Here is a 23,567-nt window from a genome sequence, read left to right on the forward strand (position 1 = left end):
ACACCGCGCCCGACTCAGCCACCGCCGATGGCACGCGTACGCCGACACCACACCATGATCAGAAAGCACGCCGACTGTTATCTACAGCTGCCGTATCCTTGCTGGCCGGGCCCTGAGCATGGTTACTTTTGGTGATCTTGCAGGGGTCATAGGGGGAGGCGGTCGGGGAAGGCGAGCATGAAGTGGTTCATGGCGCGCTTCCAGTCGAGGGTGCCGGTGCCGCGGACGCGGCCCTGGGGGATGGGGCCGTCGCCGTCGATGTGGCGGCCTTCGATGCGGCGGATGCCGAGGTAGAGGAGGTTGATGGCGGCGTCGTCGGAGGGGAAGTGCCCGCGCGTCTTGGTGATCTTGCGGAGTTGGTAGTTCAGGGACTCGATGGCGTTGGTGGTGTAGATCACGCGCCGGATCTCGCGGTCGAAGGCGAGGAAGGGGATGAACTCCTCCCATGCGCGCTCCCAACTCGCAAAGAGACCAGGGTAGTTCTTGCCGTAATCGGTCCGCAGTTCATCCAGGGCGCCGAGCGCCTCGGACTCGGTGTTCGCGGTGTAGATCGGCTTCAGGGCGGTGGCGACCTTCTTGCGGTCGGCGTAGGTCACGTACTTCATCGAGCTGCGGATCAGGTGCGTGACACAGGTTTGGACCTGGGCCTTCTCCCAGACGGTGTTGATCGCACCCGGGAGGCCGGTCAGGCCGTCGCAGCACACGATCAGGGCGTCCTTCAGGCCGCGGTTCTTGAGCTGGGTGAGCACGTTCAGCCAGAACTTCGAGCCCTCGCTGTCCTGCAGCCAGATGCCCAGGACGTTCTTGATGCCGTCCACGTCGACGCCGATGACGAGGTGGGCGGACTTGTTGGTGACCATGCCGGAGTCGCGGACCTTCACGCTCAGCGCGTCGATGTAGAGGATCGGGTAGACCTCGTCAACGGGCCTGTTCTGCCAGGCGGTTATCTCGGTCGAGGAACCGAACCTGCGTACCTTCCGGCGGACGCTGCAAGATGCACGGGTGTTGTACTTCTCCGACAGCTACAAGAGCGTCGCGGCCCAACTGCCGGGCCTGCTGCGCGATGCCGCACAAGCCGTCGCCTACTACGACAGCGGGGACGAGTACCGGCAGGCCCTGCTGGCCCGCGCCGAGGCGCTGCGTCTGGCCGGCACCTACCTCACCCAGGTACGGCAGTACGACATCGCGTATGCCGCCGTGCGTGGCGCCATCATGGATGCCCGTCAGGCCGGAGACATGCTTGCGGCGGGCTCCGGGGTCGGCTGCATGTGCTGGCTGCTGGTGAGGCAGGGAAGGTTGGACGAGGCGGAACGGGTCGCCGCCCGGAGCATGGACGCGGTGGAGCCGAAGATCACCGGGGCCGAGCCGGACCACTACGCGGTGTGGGGCGGCCTGGCTATGGAGGCCGCCGCCGCAGCGGCGAGGAACAACCGTCCCGACGAGGCGAAGGAGTACCGTCAAGCCGCCCGGGTCGTGGCAACCGCTGTCGGGACGGCACATCGCAACGTCTCCCGCCACTGGTCCGTCTTCGGGCCGGTCACCGTCGCGGTCAAGGCACTCGAAGACTCCCTGGTCATCGGCGACGCCCGCGCGGTGGTGCGCAAGGCTGGCGAGCAGGAGGAGTTGTCGCCCAAGGCGTGGAAGCGCTTGGGCAGGCCCAGTACCAACGACGGGAACCGCTTCACCCTCGATGTGGCGCGCGCCCACACCCGGACCGGCGACCTGTCCGCCGCCATGGACGAGTTGACCCGTGTCCGGGAAGCCGCCCCGCAGTGGCTGCGGCACCAGAACGGGGCCGCCGAGACCATGCAGGAGATCCTGGGCAAGCGCAAGCGCACCCTCACGACGGAGATGCGCGAAATGGCCGACTACCTGGGCGTTATCGGGTAGCTGCCACGCAGCGTGGCAGTTCGTGAACCAAGAGTCGTGAACTGTCATGGCTACAGCCTGGAGTGACGATCAGTCAGTGCCTACGGTCACTGTGTCCACGATCAGTGACCCAGGCCGGGGGTGCCCAGTGAGCCAGCCCAGGAGCGATGCCGACCGCATGCGTCGCAGAGAGTTGTACGACGCCGCGTCGGGCGGGGGAGGTCCCCGTCACGGACACCAGTGGAACCCGAAACCGCCGCTGATCTGCGAATGCGCAGATAGAGAGGGTCCGCTTAGCACACGTACTACGTGCTGGCGGGGGCCACGCCGGTCCTGGTGCACAACTGCGAGGGCGGCGGAGATGATTCCGTTGCTCATTACGCCCTTGGTCGGCGTGAAAATGGTCTGAAGGACTTCGCCAAGTCCATTGAAGCCGAGCACTTCCTCGGTTCGCCGGATGCCACGTGGAAACAGGATGTTCTCAATGCGATTGGCCAGGTGAAGGCAGGCGAAGCGCGACCGTCCTTCCTGTTCGACGGTCTCCCAGGCGCGAGTCAGGGGCCCGCGAAGGCTCTGAAGATCACACTGGAGACACCCGAAAAGCAGCGCATGTGGACACAGTGGGAATTGATCCAGGTCAATGAAGCCGGTCTCATGGGACAGATAGACTTCTATCGGTTCAGTCGGCGTACCGAAACATGGGCAAGGGCCAAGTTCAAGTGACGTACCAGTTGGTGGACGGGAATCTCCCGCTGACTCTGCAGGGCACGTTCAAGCCGTGGGCTATCGGAGTAGGCCACAGCAAGATCCTGCTTCGCGGATTGTCGGGGGGCGAGGAGGGGGATGCCCCTCGGGTCTTCGACGTCTTGTTCCAGGACGTCTCCCGAATCTCGCTGGCTGATCGGTACGCAGGCCTCAGCCTGTCGGACGCGGGCCCGGAAGCCTTGCGCGCCGAAGAGCGGAGGGCCGGGCGTAGCTGGGGAGAGAGCGCACTCTTCCGAGTCTCCGAAGACCATCCGTACGATTACGTCGTTGCGGGGCATGTCTTCTGGGCTGAAGTTTTCGTTCCCGCCACGGATCCGAGCCCGCTGATGCAGGAATTCCCCATTCCTGGCTCGATCAAGGATGACCAGGTCTTCCGAGTGAGAGCGGATCGGTAGCCCCCATCACGTCGAAGCCCTGTCAGGCCCTGTCTGGCAGGGCCTCGGCGCGTCCGGGGGCCGCTCGGCTGGCCCCAACGCCGTGTAGATAGCTCCAGCGGGCTCCTGTCATGGGTCTGGTGTGGTCAGGATGTCGATGCTGATTGGTGGCCTTGTAGCTGGTCCGGTCGATGGTGCCTTTGGCGTTGTACTTGGAGATTGCGCGTTTGACGACGCGGGGTCGGGTTGCTTCAGTGGTAGATCGTGATCATGCTGGTGCTGCCGCCCGGCGGTGGTTGAACCGTTCCGGGTTCGGTAGAGACTCCAGATTGTGGCTGTGACCTGCTGTTTTTGGTTGTTCTGGTAGTGGGTGGTTTCGTATTCGGCGGGTGGGGCGTGGCCGATCTCACCGTGGAGTCGGCGGTGGTTGTACCAATCGACGTACTCAGCGGTGGCCAACTCGACTTCGCCATGGCTTTCCAGGGCCGCTGCGGCTTGATGAGCTCGGTTTTGTAGAGACCGATGGTCGACTGATGGCGGAGGCGCTGCGGGCGGTGTTGCCCGCGATCGGTGAGGCGCCCGACTGCGGCAGCATTCGCGAAGATCTCTACCAGCTGGGCCGACGGCTGCGCGACGCCATGCTCTCCACGCCCGGAACCGCCCTGCTTTCCGTGCTTCACGAGTGCGACTCGAGCGCCTCCGGACGCCTCCAGGCCGTGATCTTCCGAGGCGTGATCCAGCCGTCCACCGAGCTCTTTCGGAAGGTCGTGAGCCGGGGTGTCGAGCGGGGTGACGTCCGTTCCGATGCGACGAGCGAGCCGGCCCTGGACGTGATCCTCGCGATGATGATGTGCCGCAGCAAGGTGTGCGGCAGCGAATGGCCGGATGCCTACATCGCGGAATTGATCGATCAGATCATGGCGCCGCTGCTCCGGCCTTCCGGCAGTTGAACGCAACCGGTGGCAGCCGGACCCTGAGCGTTCCGTCGGAGTGATGCCACGGGCCACACGACGGTCCGGCGCCCCGGGGTGTTCGTGGCGTCTCTGTCGGCGTACCCTGACTGGCGCCATGCCGTACGAACCACCCACGCACACCGTCGAGCGCTCACTGCGCGCTACCACTGGTGCCAAGACCGTCGCCGGTGTCGACGAGGTCGGACGCGGAGCGTGGGCGGGACCGGTCACCGTGTGTGCCGCTGTCACCGGCCTCCGCAAGCCCCCCGCCGGACTCACCGACTCCAAACTGATCAGCCCGAAGCGCCGTGCCGAGCTGGCACCGCTGCTCCAGGACTGGGCCACGGCCTACGGCCTCGGTGACGCCTCCCCGCAGGAGATCGACGAGCTCGGGATGACCGCGGCTCTGCGCCTCGCCGCCGTACGCGCCCTCGAAGCGCTGCCCGTGCGCCCCGACGCAGTGATCCTCGACGGCAAACACGACTACCTGGGAAAGCCCTGGACGGTCCGAACCGTCATCAAGGGCGACCAGTCCTGCATCGCGGTCGCGGCCGCCTCGGTGATCGCGAAGGTCCACAGGGACACGATGATGGCCGAACTGGGCGCGGAATCGGGGGAGTACGCCGCTTTCGCGTTCGATGCGAACGCCGGCTACCCGTCCCCCGTGCACAGGGCCGCTCTGGAGGCGCTGGGGCCCACGCCCCTGCACCGCCTCTCGTGGTCCTACCTCGACGCGCTGCCCAGGTGGCAGCACCTGAAGAAGATCCGCATCTCCGCCGAGGCGGCTGCACTGGAAAGCGGGGGCCAACTCGGCTTCGACTTCTGATCGCGTATTTGTTCCCACCCGCCGACGCCCTCTGCGCCGGCGTTTGATAGACAACCACCCATGCCTCTCATCCCCGAGGAGCCTCAGATTCACGAGAGCGCCCAGGGTCCCCGCGTCACTCCGGCCGCAGGCCGCACCGCGCCGACCCCCCGTCCCGTACCCGGCCCGCGTTCCGCGGCCACGCCGCGCCCCGGTCGTCCGGGTCCTGGCCCCGCGAGGCCCGCGCCCCCGGCGCAACGCCCGCACTCCACCTCCGGTCAGCCTCACGAGGCCCGGTCGGAGACTCGTTCCGCGCCGCAGTTCCAGCTGATCCCGGCCTCGGCCGGCAGTGCGCTCGACGCCGTCGACGAGGCCGTCGATCTGCTGCTCGACTCCGGACGCGCACCGGGCGACATCCTGGTGCTCACCACCGGCGAGCAGCACCCTTGGGCGGTGCACGAACTCTCCTTCGGAGAAGCCGCCTACTGGGCCCAGCACGATGCGGGCGACGACGTCTTCTTCGCCGGTGCTGTGGCCGCGGACCGGGTGAAGGCCCGGCCCGTGGTGATCGTCGCGGTCAACGGTGACGTCGATGACGCCACTGCCCGTGTGCTGCCTCTCGCGAGGGAGCGTGCCGGAGCACTGCTGGTCGTCTGCGGTGACCCGCAGCGGATCAACGCCGTGCTCGGCGCCGGCGTCTGAGCCGGACGACGCGCACGGCCGTGGTGACCCGGCTGCCCGACGACGGGGCGGCCGGGCCCACGACTTGGGTCAGCGGGCCGCGGTACGTCGCAATGCCTCCGCCGCGCCGCCGCCGGTGCGCAGCGGGAACGGATCATGCTGGGCAACGGTGTCGGCGAGAGCCGCGGGCGTCGATATGGAGTTGGGTCGACGGCCGCCCCGGCCCTCGCCCAGCACCTGCCACCCGCCACGCGTCAGCGTGATGTACGCGCCGCACCGCAGGCCGTGCAGTGTGCAGGCATCCCGCAGACCCCACATCCACGCCCCGTCCTCCTCCGTCCACCGCTCGTCGCCCTCGCGGCAGTAGAGCAGCACCGCTGTGCGGACGGGTGTGCGGCGGCGCAGATCGTGCGGGATGACCCGGCGCAAATGCGCCAGCAGTGCGTTCCGGAACTCCCAGCCGTCCGCGGAGACGGAGCGACGGGCGAACGAGGCGCTGGCCGTGAGGCGTTCCTCATGGTCGAGTACGGCGACGACAGCGGTCTCCGGGGTCGGCCGGTGCCGGGTATGCAGGCCGCTGACCACCTCGCGCGGGCTGCGCAGCAACGGTATGCCCGCGGCGGCCCACTCGGCCGGTTCGAGCATTCTGGCAAGGCGGTTGACGGAGTCGGCGGACACCGAGGACGCCGACATCGAAGTGGCTGCGGACGGAGCGAATCCGAAGGTCACGATCCTCCCTTCGCATACGCCCACGGTGCGGGCAGGGTTGGGTGGGGCGCACCGCGGCACAGCCCTTCCGGGCCGCGAAAGGACCGTGCGGGGAGCGAGCTCAATTCTTCCTGGCGTATCGGCGGGCGGCAACGAGCAATTGGCGCGGCTGATGGAAATCGGCCGGAATGACACGGATATCCCTGCCCAAACCGTGGACGGATGACGCCCCTGTCACGCCTGAACGGCGAGGACCAGCGGAAACACCCCTTCCGCACCGGCCGTGCGCAGCAGCCGCGCTGCCACGGCGAGCGTCCAGCCGGTGTCCGAGAGATCGTCCACGAGCAGCACCGGCCCCCCTGCCGACGCCAACGCCTCGGCCAGTTCCGGCTCCACGACGAGCGCCTCATGCAGGGCACGCACCCGCTGCGCGCTGTTGGTCTGCGACATCCGCACCCCGTCCGCCCCGGGGGCGTAGGCGACGCTGCCGAGCAGCGGCATGCGGCCGACCGCGGCGGCGAGGCGGGGCAGGACCTGGTCCCGGAAGTCGGGATTGTTGAGCCTCTCGGAGCTACAGAACTGGGAAGGCGTTCAAATTCCAGACGGGAATGGGGCCCTACCTGCGCAGACGTGCGGATCGGGGATAGTCGTGGCCGAGCGCTCCGCCTCGGCCGTCCGCTATCGGTCCGCGACAGGCGAACCGATTGTGAGCGGGGTGTCGCGCTGGGTGAGTTGGCCGATTGTCCGTGCCATCGGGTTGCATGGGGGGCATGGACAACCTGGAGCTCCGCACTGAAGCCGATGCCATCCTCGCTGAGCTCGTCGGTGCCCCGGGGGGTTCGGCGCGGTTGCGGGAGGACCAGTGGCAGGCGGTGGCGGCCCTGGTGGAGGAGCGTCGGCGAGCGCTGGTGGTGCAGCGCACCGGCTGGGGCAAGTCGGCGGTGTACTTCGTCGCTACCGCGCTGCTGCGCCGTCGTGGCTCCGGCCCGACGGTGATCATCTCGCCGCTGCTGGCACTGATGCGCAACCAGGTTGAATCGGCGGCGCGGGCCGGCATCCAGGCGCGCACCATCAACTCGGCCAATCCGGAGGAGTGGGACACGATCTACGGGGAGGTCGAACGCGGCGAGACCGACGTTCTCCTCGTAAGTCCAGAACGTCTTAATTCTGTTGATTTCCGCGAGCAGGTGCTGCCCAAGCTCGCGGTTACCACCGGCTTGCTGGTGGTTGACGAGGCGCACTGCATCTCCGACTGGGGGCACGACTTCCGCCCCGACTACCGTCGGTTGCGGGCGATGCTCGCCGAGCTTGCTCCGGGCGTTCCGGTGCTGGCCACGACCGCGACTGCCAACGCGCGCGTGACGGCGGACGTGGCCGAGCAGCTGGGTACCGGTGCCGGCGAGGCTCTGGTGCTGCGTGGCCCGCTGGAGAGGGAAAGCCTGCGGCTCGGTGTGGTCCAGCTTCCGGATGCCGCGCACCGCCTGGCCTGGCTCGCTGAGCATCTGGACGACCTGCAGGGCTCGGGGATCATCTACACCCTCACTGTTGCCGCAGCCGAAGAGGCCACCGCTTTCCTGCGGCAGCGCGGCTTCCGCGTGGCGTCATACACCGGTAAGACGGAGAACGCGGACCGGCTGCAGGCCGAGGTGGACCTGCAGGAGAACCGGGTCAAGGCGCTGGTTGCGACTTCGGCGCTGGGCATGGGCTTCGACAAGCCGGACCTGGGTTTCGTGATCCATCTCGGCTCGCCGTCCTCGCCGATCGCCTACTACCAGCAGGTCGGCCGCGCTGGCCGCGGGGTCGAGCACGCCGATGTGCTGCTGCTGCCGGGCAAGGAGGACGAGGCCATCTGGCGCTACTTCGCCGATACTGCCTTCCCACCTGAGGCGCAGGTTCGCCAGACCCTCTCGGCTCTCGCCGGTGCAGGACGGCCTCTGTCCGTGCCGGCCTTGGAGGCGGCGGTGGATCTTCGGCGCAGCCGGCTGGAGTCGATGCTGAAGGTGCTCGACGTCGATGGGGCCGTCAAGCGGGTGAAGGGCGGCTGGACCTCCACCGGGCAGCAGTGGGCCTACGACTCCGAGCGCTACGCGTGGGTCGCCAAGCAGCGGGCGGCTGAGCAGCAGGCCATGCGCGATTACGTGAGTACGGCCCAGTGCCGGATGGAGTTCCTGCGCCAGCAGCTGGATGACGGGGGAGCGACCCCGTGCGGCCGGTGCGACAACTGCGCGGGAGCCTGGGCCGCCCCCTCTGTTTCGGCAGATGCGTTGACCGGGGCGACGAAGGAACTGGACCGCCCCGGGGTGGAGGTTGAACCGCGCCGCATGTGGCCGACGGGGATGCCCGCACTGGGCATCGACCTCAAGGGGCGCATCCCGGCCAAAGAACAGTGCTCCACCGGGCGTGCCCTGGGCCGGCTCTCAGACATCGGCTGGGGCAACCGACTGCGCCCGCTGCTGGCTGAGAACGCGCCCGATACGCCGGTCCCCGACGATGTTCTCCAGGCCGCGGTGGCGGTCCTCGCCGACTGGGCGCGCTCTCCCGGGGGCTGGGCGCCGAACGTCCCGGACGCCTCTGCCCGACCGGTGGGCGTCGTAGCTGTGCCGTCCCTGACCCGCCCGCAGCTGGTCAGCTCCCTCGCCCAGGGAATCGCGACCATCGGCCGCCTCCCCTTCCTGGGCACCCTGACGCACACCGGGCCGAACGGTGCGCACGCGGCACGCCGCAGCAATTCCGCCCAACGCCTCAGGGCGCTGTCCGGCGCGTTCACCGTCCCAGAGGAGCTGGCTGGTGCCCTGGTGAGTTCTCAGGGCCCCATCCTGCTCGTGGACGACTACACCGACTCCGGCTGGACCCTCGCAGCCGCTGCCCGGCTGCTACGTCTGACAGGCGCCGAACAGATCCTGCCGCTGGTCCTTGCCGCAGCGGGCTGACATTGCCTGTTCAGGCGTGCACGTGGGGCAGATGGGCGGCCCGCGCGTCAGATGTACCGACGTGCGGGCTTCCCTCTCCTCCGACATGGGAAATTTTGCCCGGCTGATGTCGCCCTGCGTCACCACCGAAAGTCAGCCGGAGCCGTTCGTTTGACAGACCCCGGCCCGGCGGGGCCCGTAGCCCACATCGTGGAGGATGGCGGCGGCCTCAGCAGGTCGGCGCCCTGCCCCGGTAGTGGTCCGACCTCGATGCGCGGGCGACGGCTTCCTGAGTGTGCGCCCAACCTCCCGCGACAGAACACCTGGTCCGTGGTTCCGGTGGCATGACGTCAAGTCAGAGGACCGGGACGCTGTTCCAGGGTCGGACGGCCTCGATCGCTGCCGCGGCGCGGAACACCGTGGCGTCGTCGTAGGTGCGTCCGACGACCTGCACCCCCGTCGGTACTCCGGTCGAGGCGAAACCGGAGGGCACGCTCAGCACCGGGCAGCGGCTGGCGATGTTGAACACTGTGGTCATTGCGGATTCCAGATAGAAGTCCAGCTCGACGCTGTTGATCACAACCTTGGTCGAGAGGTAGTCGTCGTCCGCCTTGAGCGCTGGGATGGCGGTCGTCGGGCACAGCAGGACGTCGTAGCGGTCCAGCAGGGCGCCGAGCGTCGTCTGCACCGCAGCCTCGATCTCAAGGCCCTGCAGGAGGCTGCCGGGCTCGCGGACGGCCTCGGCGGCTCGCCGGGCGAAGTCGAGCGCGTACGTGGTGAGCTGGTCGGCGTGCTCGGCGGCGACCGACGCGATGTAGGGGCCGAATATTGAGCCGAAGTGGATCATCGCTGCCCGCATCACGTCCGCCCGCATGATGGGGATCTCTACCTCCTCGACGATGGCTCCGGCCGCGCGCAGCGCCTCCGCGACCGCGCGGGTGTTGGCCTCGACCTCGGGATCGACCGGCCAGTCCCCGAGGGTGACCGAAAGCGCCACCCGCAGGCCTTCGGCGCCCTCGAACCGCTCGGGCAGGACGAGCTTGGGCCGCAGCGAGACCGCGTCCAACGGGTGGGGTCCCGCGATGACGTTCTCCAGCAGGGCGCAGTCTCCGACGGTGCGCGCCATCGGACCGTCGTGGCAGTACGTGTCGAGGTTGAACGGCGTCATCGCCGGCACGCGCCCGTACGGCGGCTTGAAGCCGACTGTGCCCGTGTACGAAGCGGGGATGCGGATCGAGCCGCCGATGTCGGAACCGGTCGCGAGCGTTGCCTCACCCGCCGCGAGCGCGGCGCCTGCGCCGCCCGAGGATCCGCCCGGAGTGAACTCCAAGTTCCACGGGTTGCGGGTGACGCCCCACAGCCGTGACTGCGTGTACCCCGCGCAACTGAACTCCGGGGTCGTGGTCCGGGCGTGCACGATGCCGCCGGCAGCCTGGACCCGCTCGATCACCGGGTGCGTCTGCTCGGCGATCTCGCCCTGGTACGCCAGGGAGCCGTCCGTGATGCGGCGGCCCGCGATGGGCTGCTCCTCCTTCGTCGCGACGGCGAGACCCTCCAGAGCGCGGGGTGCCTCGCCCTTGCCCCCGTACCGCGCTTCGGCCTCGCGGGCGGCGGCGAGCGCCTCCTCGAAGGTCTGCTCGGCAAGGGCGTTGACCTTCGGCTCGACGGCTTCGGCGCGCGCGATGACCGCGGTCATCAGCTCGACCGGTGACAGGGAGCGGTCACGGAAACGGCGCAGGGCCTCGGTGGCCGGCAGATAGGCGATGTCGGTGAGGTCGGTCATGTGATGGTCCTTTGCGATGAATCAGAAGAGTCGGGTGGGCGCGCGGCGGCCTTCGGAGATGCGGGTCGGATCCCATCCAGGCCGCGGGCACGGAGTCGAGCAGGAGGCGGGTGCAGGGATGTTGGGCCTGGTCAGGACGGGTGTTGGGGGACCGGATTCGGCGGTCTTTCCGCCCTTGAGCACGATCACCTCGTCGGTGATGTGCCGGACGACCGCGAGTTCGTCGCTGACAGAGAGGAAGCTGATGCCCTCGTCGCGCCGGATGCCGGCGAGCGCGTTGGCGAATCCACGGGTGGAGCCGCGCTCCGAGGGCGCCTCGGTCAGGAGGCGGAGTGCACCAGCGCTCCCCCCACGTAGGTCTGCAGAACCCGGGCTGTGTGGATCTCCTCGGCCGGGGCGGTGAAGATGTCCCGGTCGAGGACCACCAGGTCGGCGAGGTGGCCCGGCCGCAGGGTGCCGACGTCGTCCGTGCCGTTGACGTGGGCCGAGCCCGCCGTGTAGGCCGCGACCGCGGTGGCGAGGTCGAGCCGCTCTTCGGGCAGGAAGACCCGGCCATCGGTTGCCCCGGGCTGCATCCGGTTGACGGCGACGTGGATTCCGGCGAGAGGGTCGGGGCTGCTCACGGACCAGTCGCTGCCCGCGGCGAGGGTCGCGCCGGCACGCAGCAGGGAGCCGAAGGGGTACTGCCAGGCGGCGCGTTCGGGACCCAGGAATGGGATGGTCAGCTCGTCCATCTGCGGCTCGTGCGAGGCCCAGAGCGGTTGGATGTTGGCTATCGCACCGAGCCGGGCGAAGCGCGGGATGTCGTCGGGGTGGACCACCTGCAGGTGGGCGAGGTGGTGTCGCGTGGCACGGCGGCCGTTGGCGGTGCGGGCCGCCTCGATCGCATCCAACGCCTCGCGCACCGCACGGTCGCCGAGGGCATGGAAGTGCACCTGGAAGTCGAGCGCGTCGAGCTCGGCGACGTACGCGCGCAGCGCGTCCGGGTCGACGAAGCTCAGTCCGCTGTTGGCGGTGGCGCAGCCGCACCTGTCCAGGTAGGGGCTGGTCATCGCGGCGGTGAAGTTCTCCGCGATGCCGTCCTGCATGATCTTCACCGAGTCGGCCCGGAACCTGCCGTGGGTCAGTTCCTCGCGGCGGGACACCAGCTCCGGGACCTGGTCGGAGCCTCGGCTGCGGTCCCACCAGAGCGCGCCGTTGACCCGGGCGGTGAGGATTCCCTCGCGGGCGGCGGTGAGATACGCGTCGGAGGGGTCGGGCTGGCCGTTGAACACGCCGAGCAGGGCGTCCTGCCAGCCGGTGATCCCGAGCGAGTGAAGCAGCCGCTGCGCGCGCAGCAGTCCGTCGAGGCGGTCGGCGGCGGTCTTTTCGGGCACGAGTCGGGCCACCAGGCCGGTGGCGCCTTCCTGGAGGACGCCGCTCGGTGTGCCGTCGCCCTCCCGTTCGATCCGGCCGTCGGCAGGGTCCGGGGTGTCCCGGGTGACGCTCGCGAGTTCGAGCGCGCGGGTGTTGGCCCAGGCACCGTGGTGGTCGCGGTTGATCAGATACACCGGCCGGTCCGGCACCACGGAGTCGAGCAGTTGTCGGGTCGGAAGGCCGCCCTCGAAGCTCTCCATGGACCAGCCGCCGCCGGTGATCCAGGTGCTGTCGGGGTAGGCATCGGCGAACTCGCGTAGGCGGCGCAGGTATTCGTCGACTCCCACGGTGCCGGTGAGGTCGCACTCGGCGAGCTCCAGGCCGCCGTAGACGGCGTGGATGTGGGAATCCTGGAAGCCGGGAAGTAGCAGCTTGCCCCTGAGGTCGACCACTTCGGTCTTCGGGCCGATCAGCTCCCGTACCTCGTCATGGCCGACGGCCGAGATCCGCTCCCCGGTGACGGCGAGGCTGCTCGCCCGGGTGCGGGCGGGGTCCCCGGTGTGCACGGGGCCTTGGGTGAAGACCAGATCGGCCTTGGTCATGGGAGGTGCTCCTGATGGGTCGGCGGTCCGTGAGCGGGCCGCTGGAGGGAACGATGGGTCGCGGTCCGTGCCGCGCGTCAGCAGGGCGCCGATCAGCCGACGCTGATCGGTTCGCTGTCAGGGGCGGCGTTGCGGTTACGGGTGAAGTAAGGCGACCGGCGGTGCCAGCGGGCCCATGCGGCGGCCAGCAGGCCGGAGCCGATCATCAGCACCGGGACGAGCAGTGCGAACCAGCCGTTGTCGGCGGAGACTTCGAAGTGATCGGTGGAGCGATAGAAGGTCCAGGTGAGGTAGCCGCCGGTGGCGAGCAGCGCGAGCGCGCCCAGCACCGGTGCGACGACCGCGCGCAGGGCCTCCAGTGGTGAGGTGCGCAGCAGGTGGCGGAAGCGCACCGCCGCGGCCACGGCGGTGAGGGCGTAGTAGAGGGCGACGACGATGCCGATCGCGTTGACGGCGGCGAAGATCAAGTCGTTGACGGTGGGGATGGCCAGCGCCATCGCGGCGAGGACCAGGGCGATCGCGGTGATCAGCAGGGTGCCGACGGCGGGGGTCCCGTGCTTGGGATGGAGACGCGTCCAGACGGAGCCGAGGACGCCGTCGCGGCCCATTGCGTACATCCCGCGGGCCGTGGGGATGACTGCGGCCTGCAGTGACGCTACTGCGGAGAACATGAGGGCGATGAGCGGCAGTGCGGCCAGCGGCTGCTCGGCGAGCTTCATGCCGAAGTAGGCGAGCCCTTGCGCGCCGTTGTCGGCCAGTTCGTCCAGCGGCAGGACCCGCTGGAAGGCGGTGCCGGCCAGCAGGAAGAGGAGCAGCATGACGGTCAGGGCGATGAACCCGCCGCGGGAGGCGTCCCGCGGGTTACTGACCTCTTCACCGACGCTGAAGACCGACTCGAAGCCCCAGTAGCAGAAGACCGCGAGCACCATGCCCTGGGCAAGGGCTTCGGCTGAGGGGATGTCGAAGGGGTTGTACCACTGGAGCGAGAAGGGCTGGTCCCCGGTGAACAGGCCGTAGCCGCAGAAGGCGATCAGCACGCCGTACTCGAAGATCAGCAGGTACTTCTGGAGACGCGCCGCGAGGTCGAGCCCGCGCACGGCGACCAGCGCGGCGGCGACCAGGACGGCCATGCCGAGGAGGGTGGACTGGAGGGTGGAGTCCGGATCGAGGGAGAGGCCGGCGACGCTGTGGACGGTGGCCTGGCCGAGGAGCTGGATGATCGCCGAGCCCGTCACCGTGGTGGTGTAGGCCATGAACACGATGGTGCCGACGACGTTGACCCATCCGGTCAAGAAGCCCAGCCAGGGACTGAAGATGCGGCCGACCCACTGGTAGCTGCTGCCGGCGTTGGGGTCGACACGGTTGAGCCGCCCGTATCCACCCGCTATGCAGAGAATGGGCAGGAAGGCCAACAGCATGATCGCCGGCAGGTGCAGGCCGACGATGCTCGCCATCAGGCCGAGTCCGATGCCGATACTGCTGGTGGCCGCGGTGCTCGACGCGGCGAGGACGATGCCGTCGACGACGCCTATGGACTTCTGCATAGCGGCCTCGGGGGCCTGGGCGCTTCTTCTCGACGTGGTGCTTGCATTCTTCACTGGTACCACCAACGGATCGTCGCCTGCCTGGGGGAAGGTAGCCGGAGGGCCTGGATGGCAGGTCATGAAACCGCCGCCTTCTTCACACGTCAATGGCGTTGTCATAAGCTCCGGGCCATGAATGAGCGTGTGATTCCGGAGCCGCAACGGCGGCGCAGAAGGCCGACGAAACAGGGCACCGTGCTGTCCGAGCAGGTCATTGTGGAGACGACCCTGCGGTTGGTCGGCCAGCATGGCGCTGATGCGTTGACGGTCCGACGGCTGGGAGCCGCGCTGGGCGCCGATCCCAGTGCGCTCTATCGGTACTTCCGCAACACCGACGACCTGCTGCTGGCGGTCGCCGACGAGCTCATCGGCCGTGCCCAGCTCGGCTGGAAGCTCACCGGCGAGTGGCGTACCGACCTGTGCGAGCTGGGTCTGCGCGTCCATGCCTCGTACCGGGCGCACCCGCAGGCCGCCCTGTTGGCGGCGCACCGAACGACCGGGCGGGACAACGAGATCCGGGCCGTGGAGATGATCCTCGGCGTGCTGCGGTCGGCGGGCTTCCCCGACCGGGAAGCGGTGCGGATCTATCACGCCTTCGTGGACCAGGCGCTTGCCTTTGCGGCCCTCGACGCGGCCGCGCTCGCCCTGCCCGCTCCCGCGCAGGCGGCCGATCTCCAGGTGTGGCAGGACCGCTACGGCCGCCTGGAAGCGAGCGCCTACCCTCACATCGGCGCCACTGTGAGCCTGCTGGCCGCCGACATGATGCACAGTGGCTATCCGTTCGCGCTGGAGCTGCTGCTCGACGCAGTCGCAGCCAGGCTGCCCGGGGCAGGTGGGGAGGCCGGCTGAGTCCGGATCAGGCGCTCTCGCCACGGGCCGCGCCAGGACCCGGGCCGGGCGGATCGCGGCCGAGAACCTGACTGCGTCGGCCTCGGGGCCGGGTGGGCCGCAGCACCGTGAGTTTATGTCAACACTGTTGACGATCTTCTGGGAGTGGAGTCTGATGGCTGGACCGCAGGCTCAGCCGCTCCACGCACCACCCGAGGAGTCCTCCGTGGATCCCGTCCGCGTGCTCCAGGACACCAGCCCCACCCCGTTCTGGCTGGACGACCCCGGTCACCCGCAGGCCACATCGGCCCTGGTCGCCGACACCCGCTGTGATCTGCTCGTGGTCGGTGGCGGCTACAGCGGCCTGTGGAACGCGGCGACGTCGTCCTGATCGAAGGCGAGGAGATCGGCTGGGCCGCATCCGGGCGCAACGGCGGTTTCTGCGAATCCAGCCTCACCCACGGTCTGAGCAATGGCTTCGATCGCTGGCCCGACGAGCTCGCCGAGCTGGAGCGGCTCGGCATCCAGAACCTCCAGGCGATCGAGGACACGATCAAGAATTACGGCATCGATTGTGACTGGGAGCGCACCGGCTCTCTCAACGTGGCGACCGAGCCGTACCAGGTCGACGACTTGCACGAGCTGGCCGCGCTCGCCGCCCGCTACGGCTCCGAGCAGACGGTACTGGACGCCGACCAGGTCCGCGCCGAGATCAACTCACCGACCTTCTTGGGCGCGCCCCGGGACAAGGAGGGCACGGCAATGCTCAACCCCGCGCGTCTCGCATGGGGCCTCAAGCAGGCCTGTCTGGACCTTGGCGTACGCATCCACGAGCACACCCGGGCAACTGCCATCGCGGAGGCCGGGCCAGGAATCGCGGTGCGGACCCCGTACGGACGCATCCTGGCGAACCGGGTCGCCCTCGCGACCAACGCCTTCCCCTTGCTGGTCAAGAGCCACCGCCTCTACACCGTCCCCGTGTACGACTACGCGCTGATGACGGAGCCTCTCACGGACGAACAGCACGCCTCTGTCGGCTGGCGCAACCGGCAGGGATGCTCCGACGTCGCCAACCAGTTCCACTACGTGCGGCTCTCCGCCGACAACCGCATCCTGTGGGGCGGCTACGACACCGTCTACCACTACCGGGGCCGGGTGCGTGCCGAGCACGACCAGCGGCCGGAGACCTTCGCTACCCTGGCGCGACACTTCTTCCGGACCTTCCCGCAACTGGAAGGGCTGCGCTTCACCCACGCCTGGGGCGGCGCGATCGACACCTGCACCCGCTTCTGCGCATTCTTCGACACCACTCACCGGGGCCGGGTCGCCTTTGCGGCCGGATTCACCGGCCTCGGAGTGGGTGCGACCCGCTTCGGTGCCGAGGTGATGCTCGACCTGCTGGCCGGCGAGCGCACCGAGTGGACCGAACTGTAGATGGTGCGGCGCAAGCCCCTTCCGTTTCCGCCGGAACCGGTCCGCTGGGCGGGAATCCAGGCCACCAGGTGGTCTCTCGCCCATGCGGACGAGAACTCCGGGCGACGTAACCTCTGGCTCAAGACCCTCGACCGGCTCGGCCTCGGCTTTGGAAGCTGATGTCTCGTCATCCGATCAAGGCTGTTCGTCGGGCGGGTTGAACCCCCAGGTCCGGCCGGTGACCTGGTCGGAGCAGATGCCGACCTGGTCGGCGAAGAGCACCTCGGCGCCCTCGGCCCTCACCCTCGTGCGGATCGTCGGCCAGGCCAAGCTCCTGACTTGTTCAATTGAGCCCAGACGCTCGGTCTGCAGCCGTAGTGTCCAGGGTGTCGGTCGGCACGGGCCCGCAGTGCTCCTTGCCGCCCTCGGGCTGGCTCATTGATAGCGTGCCGCCGCCGGCCGACACCCGCGGCAACCGTGCGCTGAACTCGGTCTTGCACACGATCGCCATCTGCCAGATCCGTGACGGCGGGCGCGGACAGGACTACTACCTGCGCAGGATCGCGGAGGGGAAGACGCCCGCAGAGGCTCGAAGGGCCCTGAAACGGCGTCTGTCCAATGTGGTCTACCGGATCATGAAACGTGATCAACGGACCCACCTCGCCCAGGTCGCTTGACACACAGAGGCGCTATCAGGTCATGTTCCACGCGGCCGGAGCCATGAGAACGAGCCCCGGCGGCCGGACAGTACAACGCGAAGACAGCCCAGCAGGGCATCAAGTCAGTGCCAGAGTCACGACCACCGGAACCCACGTACCACTATCAATGTCAGTGCCGCCTGCCATCCAGGTGCAACGCCCGGCGGCGCCCATCACCAAAGCCGATGCCGCTGCCGGGCACACCCCTGCGCAGCAACGCGGAGCACGGCGCCCCGTCCCGGGTCAGGGCCTGGCACCGGCTGGCCACACGCCTTCCTGAACTCTCTGAACCGGACACCCGGATCGAGCGCTCTAACAAGAGGCCGCAGAACCTACTGAATAGCGGACAGAGTCCGAGTTTGGAGAGGGCAGCGCTTCGGGGGCTGACCAGCAGCACATCCACCTCGCCCGCGGCCACCTCGGCCTGGACGGTCTCCCACTCCTCGGTATTGGACGAGTTGATCGTGCGGGCGATGATGCCGGCCCGGGCCGCGGCCGCGACCTGGTTGCGCATCAGCGCGAGCAGCGGAGAGACGATCACGGTCGGGCCGCTGCCCTGCGCCCGCAGGAGCGAGGTCGCGACGAAATACACGGCGGACTTGCCCCAGCCGGTCCGCTGGACGACCAGCGCTCTGCGCTTGTCCGCGACGAGCGCCTCGATGGCCCGCCACTGGTCCTCGCGCAGCCGGGCAGTGCCGGTGGTGTCCCCGACGAGTCGGGCCAGTACGGAATCGGCCGAAGCCCTGAGCTCTGCGCGGTCTGCGTTGGTCATGCCCCCATGCAACCCGATGGCTACGACAAACGGCGAACGACCCCGCGTCCCTGTGGACAACTTATCCACAGGGGGTCGCGGAATTCTGCTGTCCGCGGGACGGTCATGCCATGAACCAGCACCACGAATCCACCGGACCGGCCGACGAGCAGCAGATCACTCTGCGCGGGCCCGCCGAACTCGCCGATGCCCTTCCGTATCTCATGGGCTTCTATCCGAACGACAGCGTGGTCATGGTCGCTCTGCACGGCGGCCGGGGCCGCTTCGGCGGGCGGCTCAGGCTCGGAATTCCGCAGTCGCCGCAGGAATGGCCACACATCGCCGAGCAGCTCGCCGAGTGCCTGGTCAAGGGGAGCGAGCGACGCGGTGAGCACCCTGATGCGATCGTCGTATTCCTCTGCCAGGATCCTGCCGACGGGGAGACCCCGGGCCAGACGATGGAGCGCCTGCGACCGCTGGCCCAGCGTCTGCGCACGGCCTGCGGGGCTCTCGATGTACCCGTCCTCGAAGCGCTCTGCATCTCCGGCGGACGCTACTGGTCCTACTGCTGTCCGGATGCGCGCTGTTGCCCGGGCGAGGGTAACGGCTTGTCCCTGCCGGGCACTTCGGTGATGGCGGCCGCCGCCACTTACGCGGGTATTCAGGTCCGGGGATCTCTGAGGGAGATGGAAGCCAGACTGGCGCCTCTGAAGACCCCGGCCGTGGCAGAGCAACCGCAGGCCCTCGACTCGGCCGGTGCTGCACTGGTGCCGAGGATCCTCGACGAGGAGGGACGCAAGGAAGTGGCTCGCGAGACCCTCGGGCTCGCGCGCGTCCTGATGAAACGCCTCCGGGAGGCGCCGACGACCGCGCCCTCCGCGGCCGACGGCCGGGACGACTCGCTGATCAGCAATGACGAGGCCGCCGCGGTGATCCTCGGTCTTCAGGACCGGGAGACCCGGGACAAGGCCGCGGAATGGATGGAAGGGCCCGAAGCCCAATCCGCCCTGCGGCTGTGGCAGGCGCTCTCACGCCGTTGCGTCGGACCGTACGAGGAACACGCTGCTGCGCCGCTCACCCTGGCCGGCTGGGTCTCCTGGTCGACCGGCGACGAGCCGGGCGCTCGGGTCGCACTGGGGCTGGCCCTCCGGGTGGACCCCGACTACACCTTCGCTCAACTGCTCCATCAGGCGTGCAACGAAGGACTCGATCCGGAGGCTCTGCGCCGCTGCCTGCGCGGGGAGAGCAGCGAGCAGAAGGAGCGAGGTCACCATCGTGCCGAGCGAGTCGTCCGGCCCCGCACGGTACGCCCGTCGGCGGTGAGGCGGAACAAGACGCAGCCCCGCCCGGCCCGGCCGAGGGCGGTCGCGCGACGCCGTGACCGTGAGCCGCGGGCCCACGGTCACGGCGGGGCCGGCGGCGGCCGATGACCATGGATACCGATCGCCCGGCGTCGGGCAGGGGAGCGGGGGCGCGGCGCAGGGCATCGAGTTGAGCGGGCGCAGACAGCGAGACCGACAAGAGCGACGAAGGGGAGCCGCCGGTGCGAAGCTTCTGCCCACCGGAACACAACGGCCTCCGGGGTGCTGCCGTGGCGTGCCCCGGAGAACGACTCTCATCGCGCGGGTGGCGAGCCGACCAGTTTCTGGGGCCGGGCTGGATGAAGATCATGACGAAGGGAGTGTTTATCGTCAGGCAGACGACTATGATCACGGCATGCCGCCCTACGACCCGTCGACCTTCCCGCCCTTCGCTGTCACCGTCGACCTGGTTGTGCTCACCGTGCGCCGTCATGCGCTCTGTGCGCTGGTGGTTCGCCGCGGCGAGTCCCCGTTCCAGGGCAGGTGGGCACTTCCCGGTGGCTTCGTCAGAGCCGATGAGGACCTCGGAGCCGCTGCGGCGCGTGAGCTCGTCGAGGAAACCGGATTGTGCGCGCAGGACCCGGTGGCTCCGGCAGTCGGCAACGGTGCCCACCTCGAACAGCTCGCCACCTACGGCGACCCCAAGCGCGACCCCCGGATGCGGGTCGTCAGCGTGGCTCACCTCGCACTCGCCCCCGACCTGCCCGCTCCCCGCGCGGGCGGCGACGCGAACAGTGCACGATGGGCACCTGTCGAGGATCTGCTCGGGCCGGAGGGCGGTTTCGGCCGCGAGGGTGAACAGCACGCCCCGCTCGCCTTCGATCATGCGCAGATCCTCGCCGACGGCGTCGAGCGGGCACGTTCCAAGATCGAGTACTCCTCGCTGGCCACCGCTTTCTGTCCGCCTGCGTTCACGGTCGGAGAGCTGCGCCGGGTGTATGAAGCGGTCTGGGGGGTGGTTCTGGATCCACGGAACTTCCATCGCAAGGTGACGGGCACCCCCGGCTTCCTGGTGCCTGCCGGCGGAACGACCACCCGCCAGGGCGGGCGCCCCGCCCAGCTCTTCCGGGCCGGCGCGGCCACCGTGCTCAACCCGCCGATGCTGAGGCCCGAGGTCTGACCTCGCGGAACGCCCGCAGGGCCGATGATGCGCTAAAAGTCTGATATGTCGGGTTATCGTGCTGCAGTATTCGCCCTGCCGCCGAGCGGTCTCACCTCCCGCGAGAGAAGCGATGCTCCAGGCCATCGGACTCACCAGCGCCCCCCACCGCGGCCGTCCGCCCGCCGTGGACGACCTCACCTTCGAAGCCGGACCCGGCCGCGTCACGGCACTCCTCGGCGCCCCCGGTTCCGGCAAGACCACAGCCCTCCGTCTGATGCTCGAAATCGAGGCGGGTCGCGGTGTCACCTACTTCCGTGGCAGGCCGCTGCACCGTATCCCGCATCCCGCCCGTGAAGTGGGAGTGCTCCTCGGGGACGTGCCTGGCCATCCCGGCCGCACCGTCCGTGGCCAGCTCCGCATGCTCGGCGCCGCAGCAGGGGTACCCGCCTCCCGGGCCGACGAGCTGCTCGACACCGTCGGTCTCGCCGGGTTCGGCGACCAGCGCATCGGTGCGCTCTCGCTCGGCATGGACCGCAGGCTGGGCCTCGCGTCGGCGCTGCTCGGAAACCCCCATGCGCTGATCCTCGACGATCCCGGAGAGGGGCTCTCGCCACGCGAGAACGCTTGGTTGCACGGGTTCCTGCGTGCCCATGCCACGCAGGGAGGAACGGTCCTCTACACCACCTGTGACCCCAAGGAGGCGGCGCGCGCCGCCGACCACGTGGTCACCGTCGACGCCGGACGGCTGGTCTCCGACCAGAACGTCATCGACTTCTCGCGTACCCGTCTGCGCCCCCGCGTCGCAGTCCGGACTCCGCACGCCGCACGGCTCGCCGCAGTCGTGAGCCGTGAGGCGCGGGCGGCCCGGCGTTCCGTCGAGGTGGTCACCGAAGCGGGCAGCCGCCTCTCGGTGTACGGCAGCACGTGCGCGGAGATCGGCGACACGGCATTCCGTCACGGTGTACCCGTTCACCAACTCGCCGACGAGATCGCCGACACCGGCCCCGCAACGGCCGTCGCTCCCGAAGTGGAGGCGGCATCGCCGGGGAGGGCGTCACCCGCGTCGGGCCCGGAGGCGGCACTGGCGCAACCGGAGCCGACTGCCTCCGAGCCGGAGGCTGTGCCGCAAACGGCATCGCCCGTCCCGGGTCCGGAACACGCGCCGTCGATCCGCCGGCGGCCGGCTCGTGGTCCGCACCGGCCGCTCCGCTACGAACTGCGCCGTCTCTTCGGCGTCAGGACAACGACGTTGATCATGGCGGCCGTTCTGGTCGTCTCGGTCGGGCTCTCCGTCCTTCTCGCCCGCACCGGCCATGCCCCGCTGCCGAACTTGCTTGCAGCTTGGCCCACGACGCTGCCCCTGCCGCCTGCTGCTGCGGGTGCCGGACTGCTCGGCGCGCTCTCCTTCGGCGACGAGTTCCGCTACCCCGCGCTTGCGGCAGGCCACGGCACCGTCCCCCGCCGCCTCGGTCTGCTCCTGGCCAAGCTGGCGGTCTCCGCGGGTGTCGCGCTGCTTCTTGCCCTGATCGTTGTGGCGGCCTCTGCCGAGGCACTCTGCCTCGTGTACGGAGGCGACTTGGTCAGCGTTCCATCGAATACAGCTTTTCTCGCAGCAAGTTGGGTGGGCCTGAACGTGGGCTGCGCCTGGGCGGGTCTGCTGGCCGCCGGAATCTTCCGAGTGACCGCCGCTGGAGTCGCCGCAGTGCTCGCTGTGCCCGCGCTCGTCGTTCCGCTTGTCCGAAGAGTGCTGTCGGGGCCGGCCGGCCACTCGGTACTCGGGCTCCCCGGCAGGCTCCGCGAACTGGCTTGGGTGCAGTGGCCGGACGGGACGGACTCCTGGGTGATGGCGGGGGTGCGCGTGGTCGCGCACCCCGTGGGGGCGGCGCTGTCGTTGTTGCTCTCGGTCCTCATCTGTGCGTATGTGTTCACCAGCCTTCGCGGCAGGGTCCGTTGGTGATCACGGAGCGCGGCCACCCGGTCACGAGACCTGCAATTCCCTTGAGGATGCCCGTTTTATACGGATAAGGCGTCAATTGGGGGGTGGGCGCCGATCACCCTTTCGTGTGCTTTTCACCAAAGACCTCAAGGGGTGGGCGAGCCGCGCCGACAAAGGATGCGTGAGTACCCTTGCGCACACCATGATGACCGCCGCCCGCTCCGTCGATTCCGGCCTCGCCGGCTCGGGTGAACTCGACCGCTACCCCTATACGGAGGCGCCGGCCGGCGAGCGCGCCGCCATCCGTTCGTGGGACGGCACCGATGCAGAGCTGGGGCGAGCGGGCCGGCGGGGTTCGGCCAGCCGTGGCCGTGGCCTCCACGGACAGCTCGTTCAGCAGCTCGGTCAGATGATTGTCTCCGGTGATCTGGGTGCCGATCGCCCGCTCGTGCCGGAGGAGATCGGCCAGCGTTTCGAGGTCTCCCGCACCGTCGTACGTGAGTCTCTGCGCGTTCTTGAGGCCAAGGGCCTGGTCAGCGCCCGGCCCAATGTGGGTACCCGGGTCCGTCCGGTAAGCGACTGGAATCTGCTGGATCCCGACATCATCGAATGGCGAGCCTTCGGTCCGCAGCGTGACGACCAGCGTCGTGAGCTGGGTGAGCTCCGCTGGACGATCGAACCGCTCGCCGCTCGCCTCGCCGCCGGTCACGGCCGTGAGGACCTTCAGCAGCGGCTCGGTGACATGGTCGAGATCATGGGGCACGCGCTCGCGCAGGGCGACGTGATCACCTACTCGCGGGCTGACGCCGAGTTCCATTCCGTGCTGATCCAGGCCGCCGGCAACCGCATGCTCGAACATCTCTCCGGCATCGTCTCCGCCGCCCTCCAGGTCTCGGGTGGTCCGGTCACCGGCTGTGACCGCCCCGGCGAGGCGTCCCTCGGTCACCACGTCCGGATCGTCGACGCCCTCGCGACTGGCGATGCGGCAGGTGCCGAGGCGGCCATGCGTCAATTGCTCGTCGTCCACCCCGAGGTGGAGCGGGTGGTGCCGGCGCCGCGCGAGCACTGACGCGGTACGGCCAGGGTGTAC

Annotated in this window: 19 protein-coding genes and 4 pseudogenes; 14 read left to right on the forward strand and 9 right to left on the reverse strand. The window is 69.0% G+C overall.

Going from position 1 to position 23,567, the window contains the following annotated elements; translation table 11 throughout:
* Positions 1–146 precede the first annotated feature (146 nt).
* Positions 147–947, reverse strand: a pseudogene (locus tag ACGFSA_RS21780) (IS256 family transposase); the annotation flags it as partial.
* 55 nt (positions 948–1,002) lie between these two features.
* Here ACGFSA_RS21780 and ACGFSA_RS21785 point away from each other — a divergent pair.
* From ACGFSA_RS21785 to ACGFSA_RS21795, 3 genes are all read left to right on the forward strand, one after another.
* Entirely contained in the window at positions 1,003–1,890 is an 888-nt protein-coding gene (locus tag ACGFSA_RS21785) for a transcriptional regulator (protein WP_393306577.1), read from the forward strand.
* A 288-nt stretch (positions 1,891–2,178) separates the two neighbouring features.
* The gene (locus ACGFSA_RS21790) at positions 2,179–2,592 is read left to right on the forward strand and encodes a hypothetical protein (RefSeq protein WP_393306579.1); all 414 of its coding nucleotides are present in this window, start codon (positions 2,179–2,181) and stop codon (positions 2,590–2,592) included.
* Entirely contained in the window at positions 2,589–3,029 is a 441-nt protein-coding gene (locus tag ACGFSA_RS21795) for a hypothetical protein (protein ID WP_393306581.1), read from the forward strand. The genes ACGFSA_RS21790 and ACGFSA_RS21795 overlap by 4 nt, the downstream gene beginning before the upstream one ends.
* A 108-nt stretch (positions 3,030–3,137) precedes the next feature.
* Here ACGFSA_RS21795 and ACGFSA_RS21800 read toward each other — a convergent pair whose 3' ends face one another.
* Positions 3,138–3,491: an IS3 family transposase gene (locus ACGFSA_RS21800; RefSeq protein WP_393306710.1), complete on the reverse strand. Its 354-nt coding sequence runs from the start codon at positions 3,489–3,491 to the stop codon at positions 3,138–3,140.
* A 50-nt stretch (positions 3,492–3,541) separates the two neighbouring features.
* Between ACGFSA_RS21800 and ACGFSA_RS21805 the strand changes: the two genes are divergently transcribed.
* From ACGFSA_RS21805 to ACGFSA_RS21815, 3 genes are all read left to right on the forward strand, one after another.
* Positions 3,542–3,958, forward strand: coding sequence for a TetR-like C-terminal domain-containing protein (locus ACGFSA_RS21805; RefSeq protein WP_393306583.1), 417 nt, complete (start codon positions 3,542–3,544; stop codon positions 3,956–3,958).
* 118 nt (positions 3,959–4,076) lie between these two features.
* The gene (locus tag ACGFSA_RS21810; RefSeq protein WP_393306585.1) at positions 4,077–4,787 is read left to right on the forward strand and encodes a ribonuclease HII; all 711 of its coding nucleotides are present in this window, start codon (positions 4,077–4,079) and stop codon (positions 4,785–4,787) included.
* A gap of 60 nt (positions 4,788–4,847) precedes the next feature.
* Positions 4,848–5,468 (forward strand): hypothetical protein, encoded by a 621-nt coding sequence (locus ACGFSA_RS21815; RefSeq protein ID WP_393306587.1) that lies wholly within the window; start codon positions 4,848–4,850, stop codon positions 5,466–5,468.
* A gap of 69 nt (positions 5,469–5,537) precedes the next feature.
* Here the strand turns inward: ACGFSA_RS21815 and ACGFSA_RS21820 are convergent, their stop codons facing one another.
* A complete protein-coding gene (locus tag ACGFSA_RS21820; protein ID WP_393306589.1) occupies positions 5,538–6,176 on the reverse strand; it encodes a hypothetical protein in 639 nt (212 codons plus the stop codon).
* 213 nt (positions 6,177–6,389) lie between these two features.
* A pseudogene (locus tag ACGFSA_RS21825) lies at positions 6,390–6,671 on the reverse strand (phosphoribosyltransferase family protein); the annotation flags it as partial.
* Positions 6,672–6,925: 254 nt separating this feature from the next.
* Between ACGFSA_RS21825 and ACGFSA_RS21830 the strand changes: the two are divergent.
* Positions 6,926–9,085, forward strand: coding sequence for a RecQ family ATP-dependent DNA helicase (locus ACGFSA_RS21830; RefSeq protein WP_393306591.1), 2,160 nt, complete (start codon positions 6,926–6,928; stop codon positions 9,083–9,085).
* 334 nt (positions 9,086–9,419) lie between these two features.
* On the opposite strand, the gene ACGFSA_RS21835 is transcribed toward ACGFSA_RS21830, so the two are convergent.
* From ACGFSA_RS21835 to ACGFSA_RS21845, 3 genes are all read right to left on the reverse strand, one after another.
* A complete protein-coding gene (locus tag ACGFSA_RS21835; RefSeq protein ID WP_393306593.1) occupies positions 9,420–10,847 on the reverse strand; it encodes an amidase in 1,428 nt (475 codons plus the stop codon).
* A gap of 320 nt (positions 10,848–11,167) precedes the next feature.
* Positions 11,168–12,805, reverse strand: a complete 1,638-nt coding sequence (locus tag ACGFSA_RS21840; protein WP_393306595.1) for an amidohydrolase — start codon at positions 12,803–12,805, stop codon at positions 11,168–11,170.
* A gap of 92 nt (positions 12,806–12,897) precedes the next feature.
* A complete protein-coding gene (locus ACGFSA_RS21845) occupies positions 12,898–14,349 on the reverse strand; it encodes an APC family permease (RefSeq protein ID WP_393306712.1) in 1,452 nt (483 codons plus the stop codon).
* Between the two features lie 171 nt (positions 14,350–14,520).
* Here ACGFSA_RS21845 and ACGFSA_RS21850 point away from each other — a divergent pair, with 171 nt between their 5' ends.
* A complete protein-coding gene (locus ACGFSA_RS21850) occupies positions 14,521–15,237 on the forward strand; it encodes a TetR/AcrR family transcriptional regulator (RefSeq protein ID WP_393306597.1) in 717 nt (238 codons plus the stop codon).
* Positions 15,238–15,391: 154 nt separating this feature from the next.
* Positions 15,392–16,809 (forward strand): annotated as a pseudogene (locus tag ACGFSA_RS21855) (NAD(P)/FAD-dependent oxidoreductase).
* Between the two features lie 15 nt (positions 16,810–16,824).
* Here the strand turns inward: ACGFSA_RS21855 and ACGFSA_RS21860 are convergent.
* The gene (locus tag ACGFSA_RS21860; RefSeq protein WP_393306599.1) at positions 16,825–16,959 is read right to left on the reverse strand and encodes a hypothetical protein; all 135 of its coding nucleotides are present in this window, start codon (positions 16,957–16,959) and stop codon (positions 16,825–16,827) included.
* A gap of 116 nt (positions 16,960–17,075) precedes the next feature.
* Between ACGFSA_RS21860 and ACGFSA_RS21865 the strand changes: the two genes are divergently transcribed.
* On the forward strand, positions 17,076–17,306 hold the full coding sequence (locus ACGFSA_RS21865; RefSeq protein ID WP_393306601.1) for a hypothetical protein: 231 nt from the start codon (positions 17,076–17,078) through the stop codon (positions 17,304–17,306).
* 400 nt (positions 17,307–17,706) lie between these two features.
* On the opposite strand, the pseudogene ACGFSA_RS21870 reads toward ACGFSA_RS21865, so the two are convergent.
* Positions 17,707–18,099, reverse strand: a pseudogene (locus ACGFSA_RS21870) (DEAD/DEAH box helicase); the annotation flags it as partial.
* A gap of 110 nt (positions 18,100–18,209) precedes the next feature.
* Between ACGFSA_RS21870 and ACGFSA_RS21875 the strand changes: the two are divergent.
* From ACGFSA_RS21875 to ACGFSA_RS21890, 4 genes are all read left to right on the forward strand, one after another.
* Complete coding sequence (locus ACGFSA_RS21875) at positions 18,210–19,508, forward strand: DUF4192 domain-containing protein (protein ID WP_393306603.1); 1,299 nt, start codon at positions 18,210–18,212, stop codon at positions 19,506–19,508.
* 286 nt (positions 19,509–19,794) lie between these two features.
* Positions 19,795–20,559: an NUDIX domain-containing protein gene (locus ACGFSA_RS21880; protein WP_393306605.1), complete on the forward strand. Its 765-nt coding sequence runs from the start codon at positions 19,795–19,797 to the stop codon at positions 20,557–20,559.
* 112 nt (positions 20,560–20,671) lie between these two features.
* Positions 20,672–22,498 carry an ATP-binding cassette domain-containing protein gene (locus ACGFSA_RS21885; RefSeq protein ID WP_393306607.1) on the forward strand — a complete coding sequence of 609 codons (1,827 nt, stop codon included), beginning with the start codon at positions 20,672–20,674 and terminating at the stop codon, positions 22,496–22,498.
* 160 nt (positions 22,499–22,658) lie between these two features.
* Complete coding sequence (locus ACGFSA_RS21890) at positions 22,659–23,546, forward strand: FadR/GntR family transcriptional regulator (protein ID WP_393306609.1); 888 nt, start codon at positions 22,659–22,661, stop codon at positions 23,544–23,546.
* Positions 23,547–23,567: the final 21 nt, after the last annotated feature.

The organism is Streptomyces sp. NPDC048496, from assembly GCF_043200055.1.
Lineage (GTDB): Bacteria > Actinomycetota > Actinomycetes > Streptomycetales > Streptomycetaceae > Streptomyces.

Bases quoted from the DNA above. Each gene is read 5' to 3' on its own strand.
- ACGFSA_RS21840 (WP_393306595.1), bottom strand. From the start codon at position 12,805: ATGACCAAGGCCGATCTGGTCTTCACCCAAGGCCCCGTGCACACCGGG.
- ACGFSA_RS21810 (WP_393306585.1), top strand. From the start codon at position 4,077: ATGCCGTACGAACCACCCACGCACACCGTCGAGCGCTCACTGCGCGCT.
- ACGFSA_RS21845 (WP_393306712.1), bottom strand. From the start codon at position 14,349: ATGCAGAAGTCCATAGGCGTCGTCGACGGCATCGTCCTCGCCGCGTCG.
- ACGFSA_RS21885 (WP_393306607.1), top strand. From the start codon at position 20,672: ATGCTCCAGGCCATCGGACTCACCAGCGCCCCCCACCGCGGCCGTCCG.
- ACGFSA_RS21815 (WP_393306587.1), top strand. From the start codon at position 4,848: ATGCCTCTCATCCCCGAGGAGCCTCAGATTCACGAGAGCGCCCAGGGT.
- ACGFSA_RS21880 (WP_393306605.1), top strand. From the start codon at position 19,795: ATGCCGCCCTACGACCCGTCGACCTTCCCGCCCTTCGCTGTCACCGTC.
- ACGFSA_RS21830 (WP_393306591.1), top strand. From the start codon at position 6,926: ATGGACAACCTGGAGCTCCGCACTGAAGCCGATGCCATCCTCGCTGAG.
- ACGFSA_RS21850 (WP_393306597.1), top strand. From the start codon at position 14,521: ATGAATGAGCGTGTGATTCCGGAGCCGCAACGGCGGCGCAGAAGGCCG.
- ACGFSA_RS21805 (WP_393306583.1), top strand. From the start codon at position 3,542: ATGGCGGAGGCGCTGCGGGCGGTGTTGCCCGCGATCGGTGAGGCGCCC.
- ACGFSA_RS21875 (WP_393306603.1), top strand. From the start codon at position 18,210: ATGAACCAGCACCACGAATCCACCGGACCGGCCGACGAGCAGCAGATC.
- ACGFSA_RS21835 (WP_393306593.1), bottom strand. From the start codon at position 10,847: ATGACCGACCTCACCGACATCGCCTATCTGCCGGCCACCGAGGCCCTG.